Source organism: Collinsella sp. AM12-1 (assembly GCF_003472325.1).
Lineage (GTDB): Bacteria > Actinomycetota > Coriobacteriia > Coriobacteriales > Coriobacteriaceae > Collinsella.
Map to the genome: position 1 here is coordinate 10938 of NZ_QRLS01000019.1, position 25159 is coordinate 36096.

Annotated in this window: 15 protein-coding genes and 2 tRNA genes; 3 read left to right on the forward strand and 14 right to left on the reverse strand. The window is 60.2% G+C overall.

Annotated elements, in window-relative coordinates:
- Positions 1–150 precede the first annotated feature (150 nt).
- From DW136_RS08555 to rpsF, 13 genes are all read right to left on the reverse strand, one after another.
- The gene (locus DW136_RS08555) at positions 151–6531 is read right to left on the reverse strand and encodes a discoidin domain-containing protein (RefSeq protein ID WP_118289424.1); all 6381 of its coding nucleotides are present in this window, start codon (positions 6529–6531) and stop codon (positions 151–153) included.
- A gap of 945 nt (positions 6532–7476) precedes the next feature.
- Positions 7477–10791: a carbamoyl-phosphate synthase large subunit gene (gene carB / locus DW136_RS08560; RefSeq protein ID WP_118289425.1), complete on the reverse strand. Its 3315-nt coding sequence runs from the start codon at positions 10789–10791 to the stop codon at positions 7477–7479.
- A gap of 1 nt (position 10792) precedes the next feature.
- A complete protein-coding gene (carA, locus tag DW136_RS08565) occupies positions 10793–12232 on the reverse strand; it encodes a glutamine-hydrolyzing carbamoyl-phosphate synthase small subunit (RefSeq protein WP_118289426.1) in 1440 nt (479 codons plus the stop codon).
- A gap of 206 nt (positions 12233–12438) precedes the next feature.
- Positions 12439–13404, reverse strand: a complete 966-nt coding sequence (locus DW136_RS08570; RefSeq protein ID WP_118289427.1) for a hypothetical protein — start codon at positions 13402–13404, stop codon at positions 12439–12441.
- Between the two features lie 19 nt (positions 13405–13423).
- On the reverse strand, positions 13424–15196 hold the full coding sequence (locus tag DW136_RS08575; RefSeq protein WP_118289432.1) for an ABC transporter ATP-binding protein: 1773 nt from the start codon (positions 15194–15196) through the stop codon (positions 13424–13426).
- A 184-nt stretch (positions 15197–15380) separates the two neighbouring features.
- Positions 15381–16076, reverse strand: a complete 696-nt coding sequence (locus tag DW136_RS08580; RefSeq protein WP_187361906.1) for an NUDIX domain-containing protein — start codon at positions 16074–16076, stop codon at positions 15381–15383.
- Between the two features lie 21 nt (positions 16077–16097).
- Positions 16098–17402, reverse strand: coding sequence for a phosphoribosylamine--glycine ligase (gene purD, locus DW136_RS08585; RefSeq protein ID WP_118289428.1), 1305 nt, complete (start codon positions 17400–17402; stop codon positions 16098–16100).
- 119 nt (positions 17403–17521) lie between these two features.
- On the reverse strand, positions 17522–18808 hold the full coding sequence (locus tag DW136_RS08590) for an adenylosuccinate synthase (protein WP_118289429.1): 1287 nt from the start codon (positions 18806–18808) through the stop codon (positions 17522–17524).
- Between the two features lie 93 nt (positions 18809–18901).
- Positions 18902–20299 carry a replicative DNA helicase gene (dnaB, locus tag DW136_RS08595; RefSeq protein WP_118205907.1) on the reverse strand — a complete coding sequence of 466 codons (1398 nt, stop codon included), beginning with the start codon at positions 20297–20299 and terminating at the stop codon, positions 18902–18904.
- Positions 20300–20517: 218 nt separating this feature from the next.
- Positions 20518–21057, reverse strand: a complete 540-nt coding sequence (rplI, locus tag DW136_RS08600; RefSeq protein WP_089572584.1) for a 50S ribosomal protein L9 — start codon at positions 21055–21057, stop codon at positions 20518–20520.
- A gap of 15 nt (positions 21058–21072) precedes the next feature.
- Complete coding sequence (gene rpsR, locus DW136_RS08605) at positions 21073–21339, reverse strand: 30S ribosomal protein S18 (protein WP_006235829.1); 267 nt, start codon at positions 21337–21339, stop codon at positions 21073–21075.
- A 72-nt stretch (positions 21340–21411) separates the two neighbouring features.
- Complete coding sequence (locus DW136_RS08610) at positions 21412–21864, reverse strand: single-stranded DNA-binding protein (RefSeq protein WP_006235830.1); 453 nt, start codon at positions 21862–21864, stop codon at positions 21412–21414.
- Between the two features lie 48 nt (positions 21865–21912).
- Positions 21913–22206: a 30S ribosomal protein S6 gene (gene rpsF / locus DW136_RS08615; RefSeq protein WP_006235831.1), complete on the reverse strand. Its 294-nt coding sequence runs from the start codon at positions 22204–22206 to the stop codon at positions 21913–21915.
- Between the two features lie 504 nt (positions 22207–22710).
- On the opposite strand from rpsF, the gene DW136_RS08620 reads away from it, so the two are divergent.
- Together DW136_RS08620 and DW136_RS08625 are read left to right on the forward strand one after the other, a co-directional pair.
- Positions 22711–22801, forward strand: a tRNA-Ser gene (locus tag DW136_RS08620).
- A gap of 48 nt (positions 22802–22849) precedes the next feature.
- A tRNA-Ser gene (locus DW136_RS08625) sits at positions 22850–22940 on the forward strand.
- Between the two features lie 160 nt (positions 22941–23100).
- Here DW136_RS08625 and DW136_RS08630 read toward each other — a convergent pair.
- Positions 23101–24108 (reverse strand): hypothetical protein, encoded by a 1008-nt coding sequence (locus DW136_RS08630; RefSeq protein WP_118289430.1) that lies wholly within the window; start codon positions 24106–24108, stop codon positions 23101–23103.
- Positions 24109–24412: 304 nt separating this feature from the next.
- Between DW136_RS08630 and DW136_RS08635 the strand changes: the two genes are divergently transcribed.
- Complete coding sequence (locus tag DW136_RS08635) at positions 24413–25102, forward strand: trimeric intracellular cation channel family protein (protein WP_226790508.1); 690 nt, start codon at positions 24413–24415, stop codon at positions 25100–25102.
- The last annotated feature ends 57 nt before the right edge of the window (positions 25103–25159 follow it).

The window sequence follows — 25159 nt, forward strand, 5'->3', positions numbered from 1 at the left end:
GTATAGCTGCCGATGCTGATGTGTTCGGCGGGAGACGGAACGCTTTGCGAGATTAAGGCCGAAGGGTCGGAGCTTTCCGCCCACATTCAAAAAGCGTGCCCACCGTCCTTGGGTGGGACGGCGGGCACGCTTGCTTAGCTGTTGCTGGGGCTACTTAGCCTTGCTGCGACGATGGAAGAGAGCGCCGATCGCGGCGATGATGGCGCCAAGACCACCGACGGTCGCGACGGTCGCCGCCGTCTGGTCTCCGGTATTGGGAATCGCCGAACCGTTCTTCTTGCTGCCCTGGGCCTTGTCGCCTGCGGGCTTGCCCGCCTGGTTGCCGCCGTTCGAGCCATTGCCGGAACCCTGGTTGCCCGAGCCGCCCTGATTGCCGGAATCGGCATCCTTGAGGCTCTCAATAGCCAGCTTGAGCTGGTCATAGGCCGCCTGGAGCTGGGTGTCGGAAGCATTCTCATCACCCAAGACGTCCTCGGCGTAGGTAATGGCATCCGTCAGGGCCTTGACAGACTCGGCCGTCTTGCCCCTGGTGTCAGTCTCCTTCGCCTGCTTGACCAGGGCCTTGAGCTGCTTCTTAGTCGGATTCTCGACCGGGGCCACCGGGGTCTTCTCGAGCGCGCCGCGGGCGCTCTCGAGCGCCCTGAGCGCCTGGTCGACCTCGTCCTGCGTGGCGTTCTCGTCGCTCAAGATGGCGCGGGCGCTCGCCAGGGCGTTCTCGAGCGCCGTCCAGGAGGCCTCGGTGTAGTCACCGGCCTTGAGGTCGCCGGCAGCAACCTCGGCATCAACCTTTTCGATCGCGGTAGCGAGATCATCCTTCGACACCGGATCGGGAACGGCCGTACCGTAGAACTTGAGCTCCGCCACGCTGCAGTAGGCATCGACGTCGCCACCGCCGGCGTGAATCACCTTGACGGTCACGTAGCGACCGCGCGCGGCGCCAAAGCTCATCTGTTTCCAGTCGCCACGGTCGGTGAGTACGTGGCCGTCGTTGTCGAAGGCAAACGTACCCATCGATACGGCGGTGCCCATCTCATAACCGTCGGCAGTGTCGGAGACCAGTATCTCGGCCTCGAAGATATCGCCGTTAGTGCCGCCGTCCTGGCGCGGCAGGAATGTAACGTCGGTGAGATCGTAGTCGCGGCCCAGGTCGACACTCAGATACTGGGGCATACCGGTCCCATGGGCCCAGTCGCTGTGCCAAAGCGTCCGCTCGTCGCCGTCGAGAGCGTTGACGGCGTTGCTGCCCTCGTAGTCGGCCTCACTCGAGAAGCCGGCCACCTTGACGTTCTTGCGGTTCTCGGGCGTGTTGATGAGAATCTTCTCATCGACAGGGCGCATCTTGAGGCCGTCGATTGCCTTCTCGATCTTGGCTGTGGCGTCTGCGACATCCTTCTTGCTATAGCTGCCTTGGCCGCCGTCGAGGAGCTTCCGAGCCGCCTCGACCGCAGTGGTGAGAGCTGCATAGGAATCCTTAGTGTAGACGGACTCGCTGTAGCCCATGGCCTTGGAAAGCGCTGCCACGAGCGCAGAGGTATCGACACCAGCCTTGACCTCGACCTCATAGGATGCGGTCTTGGAGGGGTCGAGTACCGACGCCACCGTGATCTTTGCCTTGCCGGCCTTGTTGGCACGCAGGTAGTAGCTCACGCTATCGCCAGCCTGAACAGCGGAGACGCTTACCACGGAGGGGTCGGAGCTCTCGACCGTCACATAGGGGTAGCCGGCGCTCTCAGGCGTGGCCTTGGCGTCGACGAGCGTAACGTCGCCTTCAAAGAACTCGGTCTGGTTCTTGCCTAGCTCGACACCCTCGATGGCCTCGACACCCTGCGTGTAGTTGAAGTTGACCTCACGCAGTGTGAGCATCTGGTCACCCGATGCCTCAAGCGGCGTGACCTCGACCTTGGTCGCCTTCTTGCCCTTGTTCTCGGCAGAGAGGCCAAAGGCGTAGCGAGCCCGGAAGGAATCGTACTCCCCGCCCGCGAACTCTTGGGTCGAGCCATCCTCGAACGTCACGACAGCCTTGATCTTCTGCACGGTTCCGTTGCCACCGTTGCGGTTAACGACCTTGACACTATCGAGTTTCGACGGCGTCTTAAATGCGAATGTCATCGTGGTGGGAAGCTTCACGTAACTCGGAAGCTTACCCTCGCTGTCCCAGTTGCCGCTCCAGTCCCATAGGAACTCAAAGCCGTTGTCGCCCTCGTTATTATCGAACAGCGCGTTATAGCTCTTCTGCTGGATAAGTTTCTCGACGTTGGTCCCGTCGTCGGTCGTGAGCTCATCGTTGGTCATCGTGATGTTGAAGGCATCCTGACCGTACTCGGCGACCGTTGGCTGAGGAACATCCGGCATCGTCACCGTGCCGTCGCTCGCAAACTCAAGCGCGTCGCATGCCGGACCGATGAGCCAAGATGTCGAGGGCAGTTCGACCTTGCCGGCGGTCTTGGCCTTGAGCTTGAAACTCGCCACCGCGCCGGTACCGTTGTAGAGCTTGCCATCGCCGCGGTTGGCAAAGGCGAGATTGATAGTCTGCGTTCTGTCCGCGAACTGGACCTTCTCGCGAGACAGGTTCTCCATGCCGGCAGTCGAGCCGTCCTGCGCGATGCTCTCGGACACAAACTCGAACTGGTCGCTCTTGAAGTTGACGAGAGCGCCCAGGGCGTTGACGTTCTTGGCGTCGGCCGCATAGACATCAACGGTGATCTCATCACCAGCCTCGACCTCGGTCTTGCTCGGTATCGCCGCGAGCGAACCTGCGACCTTGCCCTTTTGTTTAGTGCCACCGTCAAGACCCGCCATGGTGAACGAGTAATCGTAGACGTCGTAAACGCCGTTATCGTTGAGGTCGGCGAAGTGGTCGCGGATCTGCGAACCGAACGTCGGGGTATCGGGCTCGCGATTCTCGAGGCCCAGGTAGTTCTTCATGTTGGAGTAGTCTCCGTCGGAGATCGTGGCCTTGTTGAGGTTGGAGCCCACGGCGAAGCCATCCGTGCCGTCGGTCTTGTAGATGGCAATCTCGGACGCGGAGAAGAAATTGCCGACCGAGGCGAGCGGTGTCATGCGCACGTAACGGGCGGCCACGGTGCCGTCAAACGCTACCGTCTTACAATCAGCGGAACGTGCCCAATCGACCTCCTGGCTCGTCCAGTGGACGCCATCGAGACTCGTCTCAACACGCATCTTGGTCACAGTGCCGTTGCCGGCGTCATCGCGCGGATAGTACTCGAGCTTATCGAGCTTGTAAGCGCGTCCATAGTCAACGGTAAGCGCCTTGCCCAGATCGTTGCCACCGGAGTGGAAACCGCCGTCGCCCGACTGGAACTCATGGTCGAAGGCGAGCTCGGCCTTATGGCTGCCGTAAAGTGAGCCCTCCCAGGTGATTTGCTCGGCGTCGGGGACGTTCCGCCACGGATCGAGTGCGGAGTTCGCCTCGAGCACATCGCTCCAGGCGGAGTAACCCTCGGCGTTGCGCGAACGAATCTGGTAGGTGTGCTTGCTATTGTAGGCGAGGTCGGTGTGCGTGAACTCGGCCGCATCACCCACGGCAAACACAGTGCCGTCGACCTTAAGGTCGTAGGAGGTAGCACCTTCGACCTTTCCCCAGGTGAGCTTGATGCTCGTTGGGGTCGTGACGTCCTCGGGGGCAGCAAGGTTCGTGGGTGCGGAGAGGTTCTCGTTGAGGCGATCGGCTGTGAGCGTTGCGTCGGCGTTCACGAAACCGCCCAGCTCAAGCGTCTGCGCCGCTGCAGCAACATCGGTCTTCGCGAACTTGACGTAGACCTTGGGGTTCGTGGTGATCTTGGTGTTGTTGAAGCTCTCGCCCTGCTCGGCCTCGGTGCCGTCCGCATCGCTGCCGTAGTGGTTGAGGTTGGGGGTCTCGCTGTAGAAGTAGACCGCCTGGCCGGCCTCGGGGGTCGCGGCGTCAAAGGTCTCCTGCGAGTTGACCTCAACCACGTTGAGTGCGGATCCGCCGTTCTTGGCGACGACGCTCGTGGGCTTGGCGGACACATTGGCCACGAAGGTCGTGGTGCGGTTGGAGTCGTAGCCGTTGTAGCCGCCCTGCGAGGCCTCGGCGGTAAAGGTCGCGGTGCCGCCTGCGGCCTTGGAGCTGTAGACGGTGCTCACATGCTCACCGTAGGAGATATTGTCGATCGTGCCGTAGGAATCGTCCTCAGTCGTGTTGTTTTCGATGGAGGAGCCGTCGTCCTCGTACTGCGTAAAGGTGCCGTCGCCCTCGGTGGCGAAGAACTCGACGATACGCTGACTGCGGTCGGTACCCTTGGTGTTGGTGTCGCTCACTGCCTCGGGGTTGTTGTTCTCGGCGTACATCGGCACGATAGCGTTGGCCTTCACAAACAGCGGCAGCTTCCAAAGCGGAGCCTCGTAGTTGTTGAGAACCTGGCCGCCGCGATACTGCTTACCCGAGAAGTAATCGATCCAGATGGTGGGATTCTCGTCGGTGCCGTAGTTGGGGAGGTAGATCCCATTGCGAATGTCGTTGCCGTTCTCATCTGCCTGGGTATCCTGATACACCGGTGCCACTAGGAAGTTCTCACCGAACATATACTGGTACTGCGTCGAAGTGCTTGCGGCGTACTCGGAGTTGTCAGAAAGCAGCATGGCGCGGATCATGGGCAGGCCGGCATCGCCGTTACCCGTGTCGATGTTGGCCGCCGAGGCCGCGCTCGTGTAGATATAGGGCATGAGCTGCGCCTTGAGCTTGAGATAGAAGCGCGAGATGCCTGTGTAGGGATCGCCGTGCGTCATGGGCGATTTACGGTAGGTGCCCCAACCGTCCATGTCGAGCATAGAGGGCGTGAACGTCTTCCACTGGTAGTCACGCGCAGAGATGATGGGGTCGCCGCCAAAGATGCCGTCCATGTCGGAGCCGATGTTGGGGTTGCCCGAAAGACTCTGACCGATATACGTGGGGATATGGAAGCGAATGTACTCCCAGTTACCGCCATACTGGTCGCCGGTCCAAATGCCACCAAAGCGCTGCGTGCCGGCCCAACCATCGAGCGTGATGATGTTGGGGCGCTTGTTAGCGCCGGTCGTCACCGTGTCATAAGCTGTCTTGATGCCATTAAGACCAAAGGAGTAGCCAGATCCAACCCAGGCAACGTCGGTCTTAAGGGTAGTGATGCCTCCCGTCTTGACCTCGGCGTCGAAGTCGCGAAGCAGATGCCACGGGGTCTCAGGGTTGCTGTCGGGCTCAAGGTTGGACTGGGTCCACAAGCCCGTGCTCACACCCTTTGAGTTGGCATACTCGGTGAACTTCTTAAGGTTGTCGACGTTGGCACGCACAGCGTTAAGACGGTCGGCCGAGCTCGCTCCGTCGGAGTTGACGCCGCCGGTCTTGTAGTAACCGTTCTGGCCATAGCCGGCGCCGTAGCCGTCGTTCGGCAGGAACCAGCCGAGCGGCATGTCGCTGTCCTCGTAGTCATCGATAACCTGCCGAGCAGAGAACTGGCGGTCGAAATCGGTCGCTTTCATGTTCTCGGTATCAACCGTAGGGCCCTCACCGTTGAGCGTCTCGGCCGCAAGTGTGCCGTCGAGCTTGTAGCCCGTCGACATGCCAGACTCGTACTTAACGTCGCCCTTCTCGCTCGAGGACTTGCTGCCCTTGGTCTCCCACTTCTTTTGACCCGAGGTCGTTGACCAGCCATCACGGTTATAGGCATTAAGATGACCAAGGTAGAACCCGTACTCGGGCAGCAGTACCGGGTTACCGGTCACCTTGTAGTAGTCCTGCAGCATCTCAGTTGCCACGTTCGAAGCTCCCTCGTTGGTCGCCACGAAGTAGTAGGCATCAAACTCATTCTCGCTGTGCAAAGTCGTGACCGTCGATGAGTCCGTGGAACCGAAGTCGTAGGAACCCTCTGCAAACGTGTTTCGGAGCACGCCGTAGCCGTCACTCGTCCAATAAAACGGGTTGGGCGAGGCAACGCCGCCATCGGTCCAGTTGTTCGTGTTGGAGATGGCGATGGTCTGGTTGGTGTGCAGGAAGCGTCCGTTCTGGGTGCCGCCGCCAAAGAAGTTCTCGGACTTCTCCTTGGCGAGCGTCTGGACGGTACCCTTCTTATCAAGGTCGAGGGACGCGGACTCGGAAACCACGACACGGTCGCCTGACTTGATACCCATCTTGCCAGTCGCCTTGTCCAGGATCACGGTCGCCTTTCCGCCGGTGATCTCGATAGTGTCGCCCTTGTCGGCAACCGTCGCACTCGGCTTGCTGTAGGTGTCCGAGGTATCGGGCTGAGCCTGGATCTTAGCCGTGTGGGACTTACTGCGCGGCGTGGCGTACTCGGAAAACTCACCCTTGGGGTCGACGTTATAACGGAAAATACCGTCCTCGAGGAACGTAATACGGCCCTTGATGCCGTCAGCGAAATCGATGTCGACGACATTCGAGGCAGACTGGGACACGGTCGCCGAGTCGACGCCCTTGAGTGGCGTGGCAATCGCCTGCTGGGGATTGGCAAACACGAGCGTCGCTGCAGTGGCAACGAGGACCGCGCTTCCCTTCACCCACCGTTTCGTAAAAATGGAATTCCTGCGCACCTGGTCTCCTTTCTTCCGAGATGCTGAGGTGCCGAGGACGCCCCCCCGGCAGCATGGGAAAACGTATCAAACGGGGATGTTCGGTACATTCCGCACAATGGGGCCACCCGTTACCAAGGGGCCAACTGGTAGTAACCAGATAGCCACCTACTAGGTCATATCAATATATGGGAGCACTTGCGCAACCAAGTTCGGAAGTCCACCAGCGGCAGTAAAATGAGCGTCAGCGGCAAGGTGGGCTTAATAAGCCATACCAATTGGTTCTTCAGTCAAATACCAATCTAGCAAAAATGTACTGTTTATCTGGTATTACACAGACCATACCTTTCCCTCGGGAACTGGGCTTCGCGAAGTTTCCCGAGAGAAAAGCTCGACCGCCGCCCTGCGACCTACCGGAGATTGCCATGACGTACGTTGGCTGATTTGGTTTGGATAAAAAGGTTGGCGGAGAGTGATGGGCAGTTAGTTCAGATACGTATAATTTGGCCGTGGCCTTGGGCACGAAACTGCCGCTTGGAAGCCGGCGCGGACCCAGTATTGGGCCGTTCCCAGCTTGACAGAGCGTCTTTATCGATTCAGATTGCCAAAAATAGGCTGAATGAGTCCAAATCGACCTTCTCCTACTCTCTAGAAAACACGAATTTGAACTAACTGTCCAGAGGCGTCCTCGACTAACAGTAAAAAGGCCTCCATACAAAGAGTGGGCCCTGCCGCTCGAACGAACGGCAGGGCCCACACTCACTTTCTTTTTCAGCCCTAGTCATCGCGCAAAGCCCCTTCGGCAGCACACGGTGCAACCGAGTCACCGTAGGCCGGGGCGGGAGGGGCCGAGTTTCCTCCTGAGCGACTCTGCTTGCAGCCGGAGCGAAAGGGGGAAATCTCGGCCCCTCCCGCCCCGGCCGGCCAGGTCAACTACACCGTGTGCTGCGGCAGGTCCTGCAGGGCGATGACGTCCATGCCCATGTCGTTGGCGCTGCCGTGACCCTGCTGGTCCTCGCGCACGGCCTCGATGGCACTCACGTACGTGTTGGCCGCAGACATCGCCGTCACGCAGGTCACGCCGCGGCGCACGGCCTCGGTACGTAGCAGGTAGCCGTCGCCACGCGAACCCGGGCCGTACGGCGTGTTGATGATTACCGCAATCTTGCCATCGGCGATGAGGTCACCGATGTTGGGACGCTCGCCGTCGTGCGGGCCGCTAATCTTCTCCACGACCTCGCAAGTCACGTTGCCGCCGCGCAGCACGCGCGCCGTACCCTCGGTGGAGCAGATATCAAAGCCCAGGTAGCGAAGGATGCGCGCAACCGAAAGGATATGACGCTTGTCGCGGTCGCACACGCTAATGAACACCTTGCCGGCGCTCGGGTCGGGCAGCTTGTAGTCAATCGCCAGCTGCGTCTTGGCGTATGCCTCGGGATAGCTCTTGGCGATACCCATGACCTCGCCCGTCGACTTCATCTCGGGTCCCAGGATAACGTCGGCTCCCGGGAAACGGCCCCAGGGCATAACGGCTTCCTTCATGCAGAACCAGTCCAGCTGACGCTCGTCGCTCGGCAGGCCCAGGCTCGCGATGGAATCGCCCGCCATGATGCGCGCCGCGCACTTGGCCAGCGGCACGCCGGTGGCCTTGGAGATAAACGGCACAGTGCGGCTCGCGCGCGGGTTTGCCTCGATCACGTAGACGGTCTCGCCCTTAATGGCGTACTGCACGTTGACCAGGCCGCGCACGCCCAGCGCCATCGCGATGCGGCGCGTGGTCTCGCGAAGCTTTGCCTGCAGGCTCTCGCTAAAGCTAAACGGCGGAATGCAGGTCGCGGAGTCGCCGGAGTGGATACCAGCCTCCTCGATATGCTCCAGGATACCGCCGATGTAGACCTCCTCGCCGTCGCACAGGGCGTCGACGTCCGACTCGATTGCACCCTCCAGGAAGCGGTCCAGATACACCGGGTAGTCGGGGCTAATGCGCGCGGCCTCGGCCATGTAATCGCGCAGATGCTCGGCATCGTAGGCGATCATCATGCCGCGGCCGCCCAGCACGTAGCTCGGACGCACCAGCAGCGGGTAGCCGATGTGCGCGGCCACGGCCTCGGCCTCCTCAAACGAGGTTGCCTGGCCCGCCGGCGGATACATAATGCCCAGCTTGTCGAGCAGGGCGGCAAAGCGCTCGCGGTCCTCGGCAAAGTCGATGGCGTCGGGCTTAGTACCCATGATGTTCACGCCGCTCTCCTCGAGCATGCGCGCCAGCTTAAGCGGGGTCTGGCCGCCGAGCGTCACCACGACGCCGTCGGGGCGCTCAACATCGATGACGTCCATGACGTCCTCGTAGGTGAGCGGCTCAAAGTACAGGCGGTCGGACGTGTCATAGTCGGTCGAGACGGTCTCGGGATTGCAGTTGACCATGATGGTCTCAAAGCCGCGGGCCGCCAGCGCGTAGCTCGCGTGCACGCAGCAGTAATCGAACTCGATACCCTGGCCAATGCGGTTGGGGCCGGCGCCCAGGATCATCGCCTTGGGCTTGCCCGCCGGCGTGGTCTCGTCGGGAGCCACGCACTTCTTGGCATCCGGGCTTGTGCGGTAGATGTTCTCGTACGTCTTGTAGTGGTACTCCGTGGCGCTCGAGAACTCCGCAGCGCAGGTATCGACCGTCTTCATGCTGGGGACCACGCCCAAGCCCTTGCGGTAGGCGCGCACAAAGCGCTCGTCCGAGCCGGTCAGCGCGGCGATCTCGGCGTCGCTCGTGCCATACTGCTTGAGCAGGCGCATCGCGTCGGCGTCGATATCCTCCACACGCAGGCCGCGGATGCTCTCCTGGACCTGCACCATATCGTTGATGCGATTGAGATACCACGGATCGATACCGCAAATGGCGTGGATGCGCGCAACATCCCAGCCGCGGCGCAGGGCCTCGACCACAAAGAAGATGCGGTGCTCAGTCGGGGTGCCCACGGCCTGGGCGAGTTCATCATCGCTCAGTTTGTCAGCGCCCTCCTTGCCACCGGCGCAGATGCCCTGATGCCCGTCCTCCAGCGAACGCATGGCCTTGCCGAAGGCCTCCTCAAAGGTGCGGCCGATCGCCATAATCTCGCCCACGGCCTTCATGCGCGTGGTGAGCGTGGGGTCGGTACCCTTGAACTTCTCGAAGGCAAAGCGCGGCACCTTGACCACGCAATAGTCAATCGTGGGCTCAAAGCAGGCAGGCGTTGCCTTGGTAATGTCGTTGACGATCTCGTCGAGTGTGTAGCCCACGGCCAGGCGCGCGGCGGCCTTAGCGATGGGGAAACCCGTGGCCTTGGAAGCGAGGGCGGACGAGCGGCTCACGCGCGGGTTCATCTCGATGACGATCAGGCGGCCGGTGTTGGGGTTCACGGCAAACTGCACGTTGGAGCCACCGGTCTCGACGCCGATCTTCTCAAGAATGGCGAGCGAGGCCACGCGCATGCGCTGATACTCAAGGTCGGAGAGCGTCTGCGCCGGCGCCACGGTGATGGAGTCGCCGGTATGCACGCCCATGGGGTCGAGGTTCTCGATGGAGCACACGATGATGCCGTTGCCGGCGTGGTCACGCATAACCTCCATCTCGTACTCTTTCCAGCCCTCGATGGACTCCTCGACCAGCACCTCGTGGGCGGGCGAGAGCTCCAGGCCCTGGCTCACGATGGAGACGAGCTCCTCGTGAGTGTGAGCGATGCCGCCGCCGGCGCCGCCGAGGGTAAAGCTCGGGCGCAGTACGCAGGGATAGCCCACGCGCTCGGCGATAGCCTCGGCGTCGGCCACGCTGTAGGCATAGCCCGAGCGCGCGACCTCCAGACCAATCTCGGCCATGGCCTCGTTAAAGAGCTTGCGATCCTCGCCGCGCTCGATAGCGGCAAGGTCGCAGCCGATCATCTCGACGCCATACTTGTCGAGCGTGCCGTCCTTTGCCAGCTCGACGGCGGCGTTCAGACCGGTCTGGCCGCCCAGCGTGGGCAGCAGCGCGTCCGGGCGCTCTTTCTTGATTACGCGCTCGATAAATTCGGCGGTGATGGGCTCGACATAGGTGCGGTCGGCAAGACCCGGGTCGGTCATGATGGTCGCCGGGTTGGAGTTGACCAGGATGACCTCAAAACCATCCTCCTTGAGCACCTTGCAGGCCTGGGCGCCGGAGTAGTCGAACTCACATGCCTGACCGATAACGATGGGGCCCGAACCAATAACGAGGATACGCTTGATGTCAGTACGTTTCGGCATGTTAGTTCTCCTCGGTCTCGGTCGCGGCGGTCTCGGCGAAATTCCAGCCAGCCAGGCGGTCCTTCGCGGTGTCGATGTCCAGGTAGTTCTCCTCGCCGTCCATGAGTCGCGTAAAGGCGGTAAAGAGATAGTGGGCATCGGTGGGGCCAGGCGAGGCCTCGGGGTGGTACTGGACCGAGAAGCACGGGGCGTCGAGCAGCTGGATGCCCTCGGCGGTGCCGTCGTTGAGGTTCACATGTGTTAGGCGAATGCGGCCGAAGCGCTCGTTCATCACGACCGGCGCGATTCCGCGGCGCACCCAGACGCGCAGATCTCCATCGGCCGCATGCTCGGTCTCGCCGCCGGAAAGCTCGGGGACAAGCTTGCCCAAGCTGGGAAACAGCAGGCCAAAGCCATGGTTTTGCGCGGTGATCTCCACGCGACGGCTCACCAGGTTCATGACCGGCTGGTTGCCACCGCGGTGACCGAACTTAAGCTTTTCCATCTGGGCGCCGCAGGCCAGGCTGATCATCTGGTGACCAAGACAAATACCAAAGACCGGCACCTTGCCGATCAGCTGCTGCACCTGCTCGTAGGTCTCCACCACGGCATCGGGGTCGCCGGGGCCGTTGGACAAAAAGACGCCGTCGGGATTCATGTCGAGCACCTCACTCGCGGGCGTGTCCCACGGCACGACGGTAAGGTCGCAGCCGGCGCGAACCAGCCCCTCCAGAATGCCGCGCTTCACACCGCAGTCGTACGCGACCACGTTGTGGCGGGCGGGAGCAGCGGGAGCCAGCGCAAAGTCATGCGTGGCAGGCAGATCGCTCGCGACAAAGACGTGGGGTTCAGGGCAACTTACGGTCTTGACCAGGTTCTCGCCTACCAGCGTGGGCGCTGCGGCCAGACGCTCGGCAAGCTCGTCGACGTCGAAGATCTCAGTCGAAATAATGCCCATCTTGGAACCATTGTCGCGTAGATGGCGCACCAGGGCGCGGGTGTCGACACCCTCGATAGCGACGATGCCGTGGGCGCGCAGATACTCCGGCACGCTGACGGCCGAACGCCAGTTAGAAGGCGTGGCGCACATGTCGCGAACGATCATGCCGCGCATAGCCGGAGCGCTCGCAGGGCGCACGGCGTCGCCGGGGAAGGCCGACTGGACGTCGGTCTCGTCGATACCGTAGTTGCCGATCTGCGGATAGGTCGTGGTTACGATTTGGCCGGCATAACTCGGGTCGGTCATGACCTCAAAGTAGCCCTCGAGCGAGGTGTTGAAGCAGACTTCGCCGGTCGCGGTGCCCTCGGCGCCGCATGCACGTCCATAAAAAATGGTCCCATCCTCAAGATACAGGATGCAGGGACCGCAGGTGCCCTTGCTGGTTTTGGCCAGCATACGCTGGCAAAGCTCGCTGGGCGCGAAGGTGCGGGCGGCAGCGCCCGCGGTATGGTTGTTCGCCATAATTCTCCTTCCCGGTCTCACAGGACCGGCTTAAAGGTGTGTAGTTAGGCCTCGCGGTATTGTAACCGCAAGCATGCCTCATGGCGTTAATTTCATCGAAATGTTTACGAAATGATAATTATGACTTTCTATGCATAATGATTTTTAATCCCCGTCCCAGAAAAATCATCCCGCGGGGCTTGTGGCTCACGCGGGATGATGGCGTCTTACTTTTTCTTGTCCTGTCCCAGCAGTTCGGACGGTGTGCGATCGGGCTTGCCGCCGCGGAAAATCTCGCGGCCATGCAGACGATGCTCCAGGTCACGTTCGGCCTTTTCCTCGTCAATCTTGGTCTGGCTCACCACCGGGTCCTCAATCAACGACGACACCGAGTTCACCTGCTTCTGAATGCGCTCGGCGATAGTGTCATCCATACTCACGATGCGCATCTTCCAGTCGATACTCGTAGCGTTGGATGAGCTCTTGGTCCACACGAACGTCAGGATGGCGCTCTGGTGGCCCTGGGCGGGAAACATGCCAAAGAAGGAATCGTGCTGAGTATTGCTATCCTCGTCGATATAGGCGTGAACGTTATACACCACGCGATCAATCTTATCGTTGAGCAACGCGTTGGTCGCAAGCGCCGCGGCCTGAATCTGCCCGTTGGACAGCAGCTCGAGCTCGTTGGCAGACGATGTGTCCAACACCGTCACCTCGACCGTGCCCGTACGCTCATCGGCTTCATCGACGGTAAAGTCGAGCGGGAACTGCGTAAAGCCGTTGCCCCACTCGAGGCCGCCCTTCAGCGCCGTCGAAACGGTATCGACCGAAACGCTCTCGGACAGGTTGGCGGTGTTCAGACGACGCATCACGCCGTAGCCAATCTGCATGCCCACGATCAGCACCAAGATGCCGATAACCACGGCCATGGCAGTCTTCGTAATGGTATGGCTCACCTGCGAGCCCGAAGGATCGTCCTCGGACAGCGGGTCGATATGTTTTGCCTGGCTCGCGCGGTCCTCGCTGCGCAGCTGCGCTAGCGCCGCTTTGTCACCGCGCTTGGCCGCAGCCTCCTTCTCACGCATGCGCTCGGTTCGCTTTTTGGCAAGCGTGGGATCCAAGACACCGGATGCATCGATTTCGGAGAATAACTCCGTCACTTCTTCCGGAGTCAAAGGGTTCTTGTCAGCCATAACCTTCCTGTCATATCAATCAGTCGAGCTCGTGCGCACGCGCACCTTCGAACTGCATTCGATAGTAACGGGCATAGGTGCCGCCACGGGCGAGAAGCTCCTCGTGCGTGCCACGCTCCACAACGCGACCATGCTCAACGGTCGCAATCTCATCGGCGTGTTTAATGGTCGAGAGACGGTGGGCGATGATGATTGTGGTACGGCCGCGTGCCAGCTCTTCGAGCGACTCCTGGACCGCCTCCTCGCTCTCGTTATCCAAAGCACTCGTCGCCTCGTCCAAGATCAAGATTTTGGGATTCTTGAGAAACACGCGCGCGATGGCAACGCGCTGTTTCTGTCCGCCCGAAAGACGGCTGCCGCGCTCGCCCACGACCGTGTCATAGCCCTGTGGAAGCGACTCGATAAAGGCATCGATGTTGGCGCGACGGGCGGCCTCGGCGATCTCTCCTGCCGTAGCGCCCGGCTTGCCGTAGGCGATGTTCTCGCCAATCGTGCCGTCAAACAGATAGACATCCTGCTGCACCAGGCCGATGGCGCGACGCAGGCTCTGCTGCGTCACATCGCGCACGTCCTGGCCGTCGATGCTAATGGATCCGGCGGCCACGTCATAAAAGCGCGGCAGCAGCGAACAGGTCGTGGACTTGCCACCGCCCGAAGGGCCAACCAAAGCGATGGTCTGCCCGGGCTTGATGGACAGGTCCATATGGTCGATAACGGGACGCTCGTCGGCATCGCCCTCGCCCAGCTCAACATCCTCGTAGTTAAAGCACACGTCGTGATACTCCACGGCGCCGGCAGTCACCTGCAGATCCGTAGCGCCCGGCTTGTCCTGGATATCCGGCGCGGTCGAGAGCACCTCGTCCATACGCTTAAAGCCGGCGATAGCCTTCTGATACGTTTCGGCCGAATTGACGAGTGTCTCGAGCGGCGTGCAGAACAGCGAAATATAGAGTGCAAAGGTCGCCATATCGACCGCCTGCAGCTGCCCCTGGGCGACCAGCCAGCCGCCCAGCAGCACCACGATCACATAGAGCACACCCGAAAGCAGGCCATACGTCGCGGTATAGACGCCCATGGCGTGATACATGTTCTCCTTGGACGAAAGATAGCGATTGTTTGAGGCGCGGAACTTGAAGCGTTCGGTCTCCTCATTGGCAAAGCTCTTGACCACGCGCATGCCCGCCAGCGAATCCTGCAGCTGCGCATTGATGCCGCTGATCTTTTTGCGGTTGTCGCTAAAGACATCGCGCATGCGCATGTTCTGCCAAAACATGATGGCCGCAAACGCCGCCGTCACCACGGCCATGGCGAGCGCCAGCACCGGGGCGATGGTAAAGAGGATCACAAACGAGCCGATAATCTCGATGCCGCAGATGATGATCCACTCGGGCACGTGATGCGCCGCCTCGCAGATATCGAACAGGTCGTTGACCACGCGGCTCATCATGTCGCCCGAGCTGTTGCGGTCGAAGTACGCAAAGCTGAAGCGCTCATACTGGTCAAACAGGTCCTCGCGCATCTTGGACTCCATGCGCGCGCCCATCACGTGACCCCAATAGCTCACAAAGTAGCGGCAGGCGCAGCGGACGGCATACATCAACACCAAGCCCACCGCGATCATGCCGAGCGCCTGCATAATGGCAGCCTGACCCTGAGTAAACAGCCCACCGGTCAAATTGCGCAGGATAATGGGGAACGCCAGGTCAATGGCGGCAAGCACCAGAGCGCAAACAGTATCAGCAACAAAAAGCCCCATCTGGGGCTTGTAATAAGACAGAAAACGCTTCAGCATAATCACCTTACGCGGTTTTACCAAACCGCGTTTCATCTCGACGCTGCAAGTGCTCCATTTGGACAATCTGGCCTTCAATCGTCGGTCGCGTATATCCATACGCTTCCCTCCTCTTTTAGGCCACCTTGTCTCAAATGGAGCACTTTCGCTGACTTACACAAACCTGCGGGATCATTCCCGCTCGTTAAATCTCCGCTCCGCCCAGCCTGTGTGCGATGCTGTCGCAGGCAAGCGCGCCTACAACGGTCTTGGCGTCTTCGATCTTGCCGTCGAGCACGGCGTCGATCAGCTCGTGCAGCGGCACCAGGTCCACGTTGACAAACTCGTCATCATCGGGGTTGGGCGCATCAAACTCGAGCTTGGTAGCCAAGTAGATGTGGATGATCTCATCGCAAAAACCGCATGACGTGACAATCGACGTCAAAAAGCGAATACGACCGGCCCTAAAGCCCGTCTCCTCATGCAGTTCGCGCTTGGCGCAATCGAGCGGGTCCTCGCCCGGGTCGAGCTTGCCGGCGGGAATCTCGACCGTCACGCGGTCGATGGCGGTGCGGTACTGACGCACCAGTACGATCTTGCCGCTCTCGGTCAGTGCCACAACGGCCGCCGCACCCGGATGGCGAACGATATCGCGGGCGCTGCGGCGACCGTTGGGCAGCTCAACCTCAAGACGGTGGACGTCGAGGATCTTGCCCTTCCAGGCGCACTCCTCCGAAAGAATCTTCTCGTGCAGCTCGGCATCGTGCGGGTCGTCGTCGCCCAGCACCAGCGCCGGCTCGTCAGCGACCTCGCCACCAGGCTCGCCCTCGGCGTGCCCATACATGCGGCTGTCCTCCTCGACGATCTGCGCGTCCACGAGCTCTTCGTTCTTCTCGTCCATCCGTCTCATTCCTCTCGGATTTTAGGCATCCCAGGCGTCGCGGCCGCGCAGCGCGCGCAAGCCGATGTCGTGACGCAGGGTCTTACCCTCAAAATCAATCTTCTCGCAGGCCTCGTAGGCAAGGTTGCGAGCGTTCTCGAACGTGTCGCCCAGAGCGGTCACGGCAAGCACGCGGCCACCATTGGTCACGAGCTGGCTGTCCACCACGGCAGTGCCCGCGTGGTACACAGTCACGTTCTCCATGGCCTCGGCATCCTCAATACCGGTGATGACCTTGCCCTTCTCGTAGCTGCCGGGGTAGCCCGCGCTCGTCAGGACAACGGCCACGGCCCACTCGTCACGCCAGTCGAGCTCAATCTGATCGAGCTCGCAGTTGGCACAAGCCAGCATGACCTCGACCAGGTCATTCTTAAGGCGCGGCAGCACGACCTGCGTCTCGGGGTCGCCAAAGCGGGCGTTGAACTCCAGCACCTTGGGGCCGGCGGGGGTGAGCATAAAGCCGCCATACAGGCAGCCGCGGTAGTCGATGCCCTCGGCAGCAAGCTCGGCCACGGTCTGCTCCATGACCTTCACCATCGTGGCGTGCTCCTCGTCGGTCACGATGGGCACCGGGCTGTAGACGCCCATGCCACCGGTGTTGGGGCCCTTGTCGCCCTCGAGCGCGCGCTTGTGGTCCTGCGAGGTGGCCATGGGGCGCACGGTCTTGCCGTCGGTAAAGGCAAGCAGCGAGCACTCGGGACCGGTCAGCATCTCCTCGATGACCACGGTGTTGCCGGCATCGCCAAAGGTGCCGCCAAAGCACTCGCGCACGGCCTCCTCGGCCTGCTCAAGTTCGGTCGCCACGATAACGCCCTTGCCCGCGGCAAGGCCGTCGGCCTTCACGACCAGCGGGGCACCCTGCTCGCGCACGTAGGCGAGCGCCGAAGCCTCGTCGGTAAATGAGCCGTAGACTGCCGTCGGAATACCCGCACGCTCCATGAGCTGCTTGGAGAACAGCTTGGAGCCCTCCATCTGAGCGCCCTCGGCACCCGGGCCAAAGCAGGGAATACCCGCCGCGCGCACGGCGTCGGCCACGCCCGCCACGAGCGGAGCCTCGGGGCCAATTACCACGAGTCCGCATCCGTGGCTCTGGGCAAACGCCGCCACGGCCGCAGGATCGCAATCGTCGAGAACAACGTTCTCGCCGCAGCTCGCGGTACCGCCGTTGCCCGGCGCAATGTAGAGCTTGCCGGCGCGCGGTGATGCTGCGAGCTTGGCCGCCAGAGCGTGCTCGCGGCCGCCGCTGCCCAACAACAGGATGTCGATGGTTTGAGTGTCCGCCTTCAAGGGTGCCTCCTCTATGAATGAACGGCCCGCCAACCATGCGGGCCCATTACAAGCAAATATACCCCTCGGCCGCCCGTCCGGGCTGCGAAGGGGTATATCGCAATAACCGTATGAACCGATTACTTCCAGAATCGGTTGATGATCTGCTCACGACCGGCGCCGACGCCGATAAACGTCACGCGGGTGTGTGCCAGATCCTCGATAAACGCCACGTAGTCCTGGGCCTCCTGCGGCAGCTCGTCAAAGCTGCGGCAGCCGGTGATGTCGCACTTCCAGCCAGGGAGCTCCTCGTAGATGGGCTTGGCATGCTCAAAACGCACCTGGTGCTCGGGCACGCTCGTGTAGCGCTCGCCATCGACGTCGTAGGCCACGCACACCTTGATGGTGTCGAAGGCCGAAAGCACGTCGAGCTTGGTCACGGCGATGTCGGTGAGGCCGTTGACGCGCGAGGCATAGTTGGCGATAGGGCCGTCAAACCAGCCGCAACGACGACGGCGACCGGTGGTCACGCCGTACTCATAGCCCTCCTCGGTCAGCGTGTGGCCGGCCTCGGACTCATAGGAAAGCTCGGTGGGCATGGGGCCCGAACCGACGCGGGTGATGTAGGCCTTCAGGACGCCCAGCACGCGGTCGACGTTCTTCATGCCCACGCCGGAGCCGGTGATGGCGCCGCCGGCGGTGCAGTTGGAAGACGTCACGTACGGATAGGTGCCGTGGTCGATGTCGAGCAGCGTGGCCTGGGCGCCCTCAAACAGCAGGTTCTTGCCCTCATCGATCATGTTGTTGAGCAGCAGGCTCGTCTCGGTGATGTAGGGACGCAGGCGCTCGGCCATCGGCAGGTACTCGTCGCAAATCTGGTCCACGGTGTAGGTGGGCAGGTTGTAGATGAGCTCGAGCTCGGGGTTCACGCGGGCGAGAGCGGTCTCCAGCTTGTCGCGGAACAGCGTCTCGTCCAGCATGTCCTGCATGCGCAGACCAATGCGGGCCATCTTGTCCTGATAGCACGGACCGATACCGCGCTTGGTGGTACCGATGTTCTTCTTGCCGAGCTTCTGCTCAAAGGCGCCATCCAGATCGATGTGGTACGGCATGATGACATGCGCGTTGCCGCTAATCTTGAGGTTCTTGGTGGTGATGCCGTCGGCCTCGAACATGTCAATCTCCTCAAGGACAACCTTGGGGTTGACGACGCAGCCGTTACCGATCACCGACACGTGGTCGGAATACATGATGCCGGAAGGCACCTGGTGCAGGCCGTACTTCTTGCCGTTGACGACGATGGTGTGACCGGCGTTGTTGCCGCCCGAGTAGCGCACGACGGCATCGAAGTCGCCGGCGACCAGGTCGCAAATCTTACCCTTGCCCTCATCGCCCCACTGGGCACCGACCAAAACGGTTGACGGCATGTTTACTCCTTACATTCATGGACTGTCTACGCGCCACGCCGGCACGCAGAAGCACAAAACATTCCCAGTATACCCGTGCAACGGGCGCCTGTCCTACTCCTCGGCATGTGCCCCATCAAGCTCATAGAACTTGGTGGATGCCGGTAGGAACATCAGGTCGACGTCGCCGATCGGGCCCGAACGGTTCTTGGCCACGACGATACGCGTAACGCCCTCGTCGGGTCGATCGTCGCGCGAGGCCTCGGCCTCGTCGGCGGAGCGGTCCAAGAACATAACGATATCGGCGTCTTGCTCGATGGAGCCCGATTCACGAAGGTCGGAAAGCTGTGGGCGCTTGCCGGTACGGGATTCGACCTGACGCGAGAGCTGTGACAGCGCGATGAGCGGGATCTTGAGCTCCTTGGCCATGATCTTCAGACCACGCGACATCTCCGAAACCTCGACGGTGCGGCTCTCGGAGCGGCGTCCCGGCGGAGGACTCACCAGCTGCAGGTAGTCCAGGATGATGATGGCCTTCTCCTTGTTGTGGAGCATGCGGCGGCTCTTGGCGCGGATCTCGGTCACCGTGGTGCCGGGCGTATCGTCGATCAGAATATCGAGCTTGGACAAGGTCTGCGTGGCCTCGTTGATATTGGCCCACTGCTCGGGGCTAATGCGACCCGTACGGAAGTCGCTGATCGAGATCATGGCATAGGCACAAATCAGACGCTGGGCAATTTCCTTGCCCGACATCTCCAGCGAGAAGAAACCGACGGTATAACCAGCGGCGGCAGCATTGAGCGCCAGGTTCAAGGCGAACGACGTCTTACCTACAGCAGGACGGGCGCCGATAATGATGAGCTGGCCCTCGCGAAAACCCATGAGCATGCGGTCGAGCGACGGGAAGCCCGTGGGCACGCCCGCAGCCTGGCCGCCTGCCTGGCACACTTCCTCGGCCTCGTTATAGGCCTCGACCATAAACTCGGTCAGCGTCTTGTAGCTCGACTTGACCTCGCGCGCCGTGACCTTGAGCAGCTTGCTCTCGGCCAGCTCCACGACCTCTTTGGTGTCGGTGGGGGCGTTATATGCCAGCGCGTTGATTTCGTTGGTGGCGCCGATCAGCTCACGCAGCATCGAATCGCGGCGAACGATGGCGGCATGGTGCTGCCAGTTGACGAGCGACAGGGTCTGACCCATCAACTCCAAAATGTACGCTTCGCCGCCCACGGCATCGAGCTTGTTGATGCTTCGCAGGTAATCGATCAGCGAGATGGAGTCGATGGGAATGCGGCTGTTGTACATATCGACCATCGCGGTATAGATGGTCTTATGAATGGGCCGGTAGAAGTCATCGGGCTGCAGCTCGACCTGGGCCTCCTCGACCACCTCGGGCGATAGCAGCATAGCGGCCAGTACATTGGCCTCTGCATCTTGGTTTTGGGGAAGACCCAACTTTGAGCCGCGGTCCTCAACCGTCAGCCCGGTCTCCCTATCGTCATATGCCATGAGCATCCTCATTCATATCGCTTGCGAGCATCCATAGTATCAGCCACGGTCCCAAAACGCGCCGCGCGCCGGCAATCATCACCGAACCAAACGGATGAACGGTCCCGCATTTGGGACTTCACCACAACGCCTGCCATGGCGCTCGCCGAGCGTAGAAAACAAAAGGGCGCCCTGGTCTCCCAGAGCGCCCTTCTTAGAACAAGATTGTTGCGTTGCAGCAAATGCTACTCGGCAGCAGCCTCAGTCTCGACCTCGGCGGTCTCGGCCTCGGCGACCTCAGCGGCCTCCTCGACCTCAGCCTCGGCAGCGAGCTCCTCGGCGGTAACGCCGACGAGAACGACAACCTCGGCCTTGATCTCGCGGTACAGCGAGATGGCAACGGTGTGGGCACCGGCAACCTTGATGGGCTTACCGAGCTCGACGCGCTTGCGGTCGATGTCCATACCGAGCTGAGCCTTGATGGCGTCAGCGATCATAGCGGCGGTAACAGAGCCAAAGAGGATGCCCTCGTCGCCGACCTTGACGTCAACGGTGACCTGCTTGCCCTCGAGGGCAGCCTTGGTCTCGTTGGCGGTAGCCAGACGGACGGCCTCGCGCTTGGCGATGTTGTTGCGACGCTCGTCGAGCTGCTTGAGGTTGCCCTTGGTGGCGGCAACAGCGAGCTTCTTGGGGAACAGGAAGTTCTCAGCGTAACCCTGAGCGACCTCTACGACGTCACCCTCGCCGCCCTTGCCCTTGATCTCATCGAGAAGAATAACCTTCATGATGCGTCTCCCTTCTTAGCCGCGGTCGCGGTTGCCACGAGAGGAAACCACGGGGACGGTGTACGGCAGGAGAGCCATCTCGCGGGCGCGCTTGATGGCGTTGGCGATGTCATGCTGATGCTGCGTGCAAGCGCCAGTGACGCGACGGGGCTTGATCTTGCCACGATCGGTCATGTACTTACGGAGAAGCTGAGTGTCCTTATAGTCGATGAACTCAGTGTTCTCCTTGCAGAACTGGCAGTACTTACGACGCGGCTGACGTGCAGAAAAATCATTAGCCATGTCAAAATACCTTTCATTTGGCAACTTCGGCGAACCGAAGCCGCCTCTCACTCAAAAATAGGTGAACAACCCTTAGAACGGGATGTCCTCATCGTAGACGTCGACCGCGGGCGGCGTAGCCACCGGTGCGGCAGGACGTGCTGCGGGCGCGGGAGCTGCGGGGGCGTAACCGCCCTGATCGTAGCCACCCTGGCCGCCACGGGAGCTCATAAACTCGATCTCATCGACGATGACCTCAAGCTTGCTCCGGCGCTGACCGTCGCGCTCCCAAGAGCTGTAGCGCAGCTTGCCCTCGATCGCGACCTTGTTTCCCTTTGCCAGGAAACGGCTCACGGCCTCGGCGCGGGTGCCGAACATTGTGCAGTCGACAAAGTTGGGATAGTCCTCCCACTCGCCAGTCTGCGCGTTACGGCGACGATCGTTGACGGCGACGCCAAAGGACAGAACCTGGGTTCCGCCGGCGGTGGCGCGCAGCTCGGGATCGCGGGTGAGGTTACCGGTGATGTTCACTCGATTGATGCTCATAACTCACTACTTCCTCTTGGGGCACAAGCCCAGTCCAAAACGACAGTCTTACTCCTGGTCGTCGCGACGGACGATCATGTGGCGGACCACAGCGTCGGTGATGCGCAGGACGCGATCAAGCTCGGCGATCTGGGTAGGATCTGCGTGGAAGTTGATGAGGGTGTAGTCACCATCGGTGAGGTCGTTGATCTCGTAGGCGAGCTTGCGCTTGCCCCACTCGTCAACGGAGTCGACCTTGCCAGCGCCCTCAGCGATCGTGGTATCGATACGCTTCATAACAGCGAGACGAGTCTCGGGGTCGAGCGACGGGTCAACAAAGAACAGCAGTTCATAAGCCTTCATATTGTCACCTCCTCTGGGCAAATGTGGCTTCAGGTCGTGAAGGTGCGCCTGAAGCAGGAAAAGACTTGGTAATAATATCTTTCAACCTCCCAGGCCGCAATAATATGCAGCTACAACCTCATGACCTCCACATATGCCCATACTCGCACGGCCCATCTCGCGTATTCCAACCAAATGCTGACCAAGAGCTTGACGGAACTATAGACAAGATACGGCGCCGTGGGGACAAGCTGAGCCAAGCCGCAGGTCAACGGGTACAAGGCTGTGGTCGCAAAATGCATACCAGTGGCGCACAGCACCAACCAAAGATTTTTAAATTCATTGCCAAGTCGCTCATGAATACCCCTTTTGAACAATTGAGTTGATCAACCACGCTGGTCGGAAGCCGTTTTTTGGCACCTCAAACCCCACTGCAACGCCAAGCGCGGCCGAGCGTTTTAAAAAATGCCAACTTTTCTGTTTGCACTTTGCGATTCCTCGTGTATACTGACTTTCGCATTTAACGGAGAGTTGTCCGAGTGGCCGAAGGAGCACGATTGGAAATCGTGTAGGCGTCAAAAGCGTCTCCAGGGTTCAAATCCCTGACTCTCCGCCAGTTAATTCCAAAGCAGGCCTTCGAGCCTGCTTTGTTTTTACCCCACGCGGAGGGGTGGCAGAGTGGTTGAATGCGGCGGTCTCGAAAACCGTTTGGCCTGTATAAGGTCACGAGGGTTCGAATCCCTCCTCCTCCGCCATTTAGATTGAGAAAGCTCCCAAGAATGGGAGCTTTTTTGTTATCGAAATACGTCTCGATCCCACGCTTCCCCAAACATGTACGTCAGCCTCCAAAACCGACATTTTTCGACATCTTTGGAGGCTGACGTACACGTTTGGATTGAGCTCACGGGAGCGGCACTATTCGAAAGGCGCCTCCTCGTCTCGCATGCTTTTCCAGTTGCGGATAAGTGCCTTGCGTAGTTCGTTTTGTTTTCTCTGGTACCCGGTGTCGGTACAGCGAGGCATGCCGAGTGCTTCGCGAATGTTGTTCATGGCGCGGTGAAAGGCGAGCTGGCTGCCGAACTGAGCCGAAGTGAGCGTAACGATTCGATATCCCATTTGGGAGAGAACGGCCTCTCGCTCCGCATCTGCTCCTTTGCGCTCGAGCTCATCGTGAAAACCGCCCTTATATTCGATACCGAGCTCCCTGCGCTTATGGGTCACGAGCGCGTCGATTTTGAGTGTTCGAGCTTTGGCGCAATGCCAGAGACGTTGAGGGATCTCGAGCGGTTTGTTGAGTTCGATACCTCTAATGCCAACGCCGCCTTCGCTTGTTGGGAGCGAGAGGGCGATTGCCGAAGCGGTCTCCATAGGCGAGGCCGAGTGATCGTAGATGTGCCTGAGCGCGAGCCGTGCACGTGTGGCACCGGGTTTGCCGGGGTGCCGATCGAGCAGTTCGGTTATTTCATCCTTGGAGGTGGTGGCTGGTTGCTCGGTATAAGGGTCGGCGGGATTGAGCCTCATGCGATAATCGCCGCAAACTTCATAGCCATATTCGAGATATTCGATCCTATCCATCCACTCGGCAGCGAGCACGAAGGTGAAGGCTTCGTCGGTGATGAAGATTCCGGGCGTCAACTCGTTAATATGCTCGTAGGGAAGATTTTGTCCAAGAATGTGGCAAACGACGCCTTTGGTACGAATTCGCTCAAATTCGAATACAACCGCGATATCGATAGTCTTAAGCATATCGGACGGAATGCCGCAGTCGGTAAGGGCCTGTTGTATGCGCGCAACACGTTGCTGGGTGGAGATGCCTTGTGCGCCTATCTGGTAGTCGTGCCGCGCAAGAGACTGAACCAAATTCTGGGGTGCATGATGGACAAGCCATGCGGTTTTATGCGAAATGAGAACAGGGGTATCCATTGAGGGCCTCTCGCTCTGAGCCGGTATCCAACTCTTATGTCCGTTGAAGTGGGGAAATATACCGGATGTGAGTAAATCAACTCACTCATGCTGTGAGCTCAATCCAAACATGTACGTCAGCCTCCAAAGATGTCGAAAAATGTCGTTTTTGGAGGGTGACGTACATGTTTTGGATCCCTGGCATTCCAGTAACGCCACGCCCGCATCCAGTCCCGACCGTTTACCGAGCAATAGGGTCGCAATCGGCACCGAACATGTACTATGTACGGGCATTGTCCAAATCCGTAATCCAAAGGACCCCATCTTGCCCGTCGTCGCCGCTATGACCATTACCTCACATGCATCGGATGCCATGGTCGCCATTCCGTTTTGGCTCGAGATGTTCGCTGTTGTCGCTGCATCGATCTCGGGTGTGCTGGTTGCGCGCGAGCACAAGCTCGACCTGGTGGGCGCGGTCGCGCTCGCGGTGGTCTGCGGTCTGGGCGGCGGTCTTTTGCGCGATATGACGCTGCAGGTGGGCAACGTCTACATCCTCAACCAGCCGATGGCGCTGCCACTTTCCATTGCCACGGCAGCCATCATCTATATTTTCCCGGCAATCGTCGACAAACCCGAAAAACTCATTCCCCTGCTCGACATCATCTCGGTCGGCATCTACGCCGCCACTGGAGCAGACAAGGCGCTGGTCTACGGCTTTGCGCCGGCGGTGTGCATCATGATGGGCTTTTTCACCGCGGTGGGCGGCGGCATGTTGCGCGACGGCTTTATGGGCGTGGTTCCGGGCATTTTCCAACGTACTAACTTTTATGCCATCGCCGCCATCGCCGGATCGACAAGCTATGTGTGTCTCGTTATGAGCGGCATCATGAGCAATGTCGCCGCGCTGGTCGTATGCGTTGTCGTGACCATGGGTCTGCGCTGGCTCTCGCTGCGCTTTGACATCAAAAGCCCCACCGAAGAAGATATCGCGCGCTTCTTGCACCGTAAAAAGTAGACAGCACGGCACGACCTGGTTGATTTCCGATCTCAGCCGAACACATTGAGCAAATAG

What these genes read in the sequence shown, in the direction of transcription:
- carB (WP_118289425.1), bottom strand. Translation starts at nt 10,791, where the DNA reads ATGCCGAAACGTACTGACATCAAGCGTATCCTCGTTATTGGTTCGGGC.
- carA (WP_118289426.1), bottom strand. Translation starts at nt 12,232, where the DNA reads ATGGCGAACAACCATACCGCGGGCGCTGCCGCCCGCACCTTCGCGCCC.
- DW136_RS08570 (WP_118289427.1), bottom strand. Translation starts at nt 13,404, where the DNA reads ATGGCTGACAAGAACCCTTTGACTCCGGAAGAAGTGACGGAGTTATTC.
- DW136_RS08575 (WP_118289432.1), bottom strand. Translation starts at nt 15,196, where the DNA reads ATGCTGAAGCGTTTTCTGTCTTATTACAAGCCCCAGATGGGGCTTTTT.
- DW136_RS08580 (WP_187361906.1), bottom strand. Translation starts at nt 16,076, where the DNA reads ATGGACGAGAAGAACGAAGAGCTCGTGGACGCGCAGATCGTCGAGGAG.
- DW136_RS08590 (WP_118289429.1), bottom strand. Translation starts at nt 18,808, where the DNA reads ATGCCGTCAACCGTTTTGGTCGGTGCCCAGTGGGGCGATGAGGGCAAG.
- dnaB (WP_118205907.1), bottom strand. Translation starts at nt 20,299, where the DNA reads ATGCTCATGGCATATGACGATAGGGAGACCGGGCTGACGGTTGAGGAC.
- rplI (WP_089572584.1), bottom strand. Translation starts at nt 21,057, where the DNA reads ATGAAGGTTATTCTTCTCGATGAGATCAAGGGCAAGGGCGGCGAGGGT.
- rpsR (WP_006235829.1), bottom strand. Translation starts at nt 21,339, where the DNA reads ATGGCTAATGATTTTTCTGCACGTCAGCCGCGTCGTAAGTACTGCCAG.
- DW136_RS08610 (WP_006235830.1), bottom strand. Translation starts at nt 21,864, where the DNA reads ATGAGCATCAATCGAGTGAACATCACCGGTAACCTCACCCGCGATCCC.
- rpsF (WP_006235831.1), bottom strand. Translation starts at nt 22,206, where the DNA reads ATGAAGGCTTATGAACTGCTGTTCTTTGTTGACCCGTCGCTCGACCCC.
- DW136_RS08630 (WP_118289430.1), bottom strand. Translation starts at nt 24,108, where the DNA reads ATGGATACCCCTGTTCTCATTTCGCATAAAACCGCATGGCTTGTCCAT.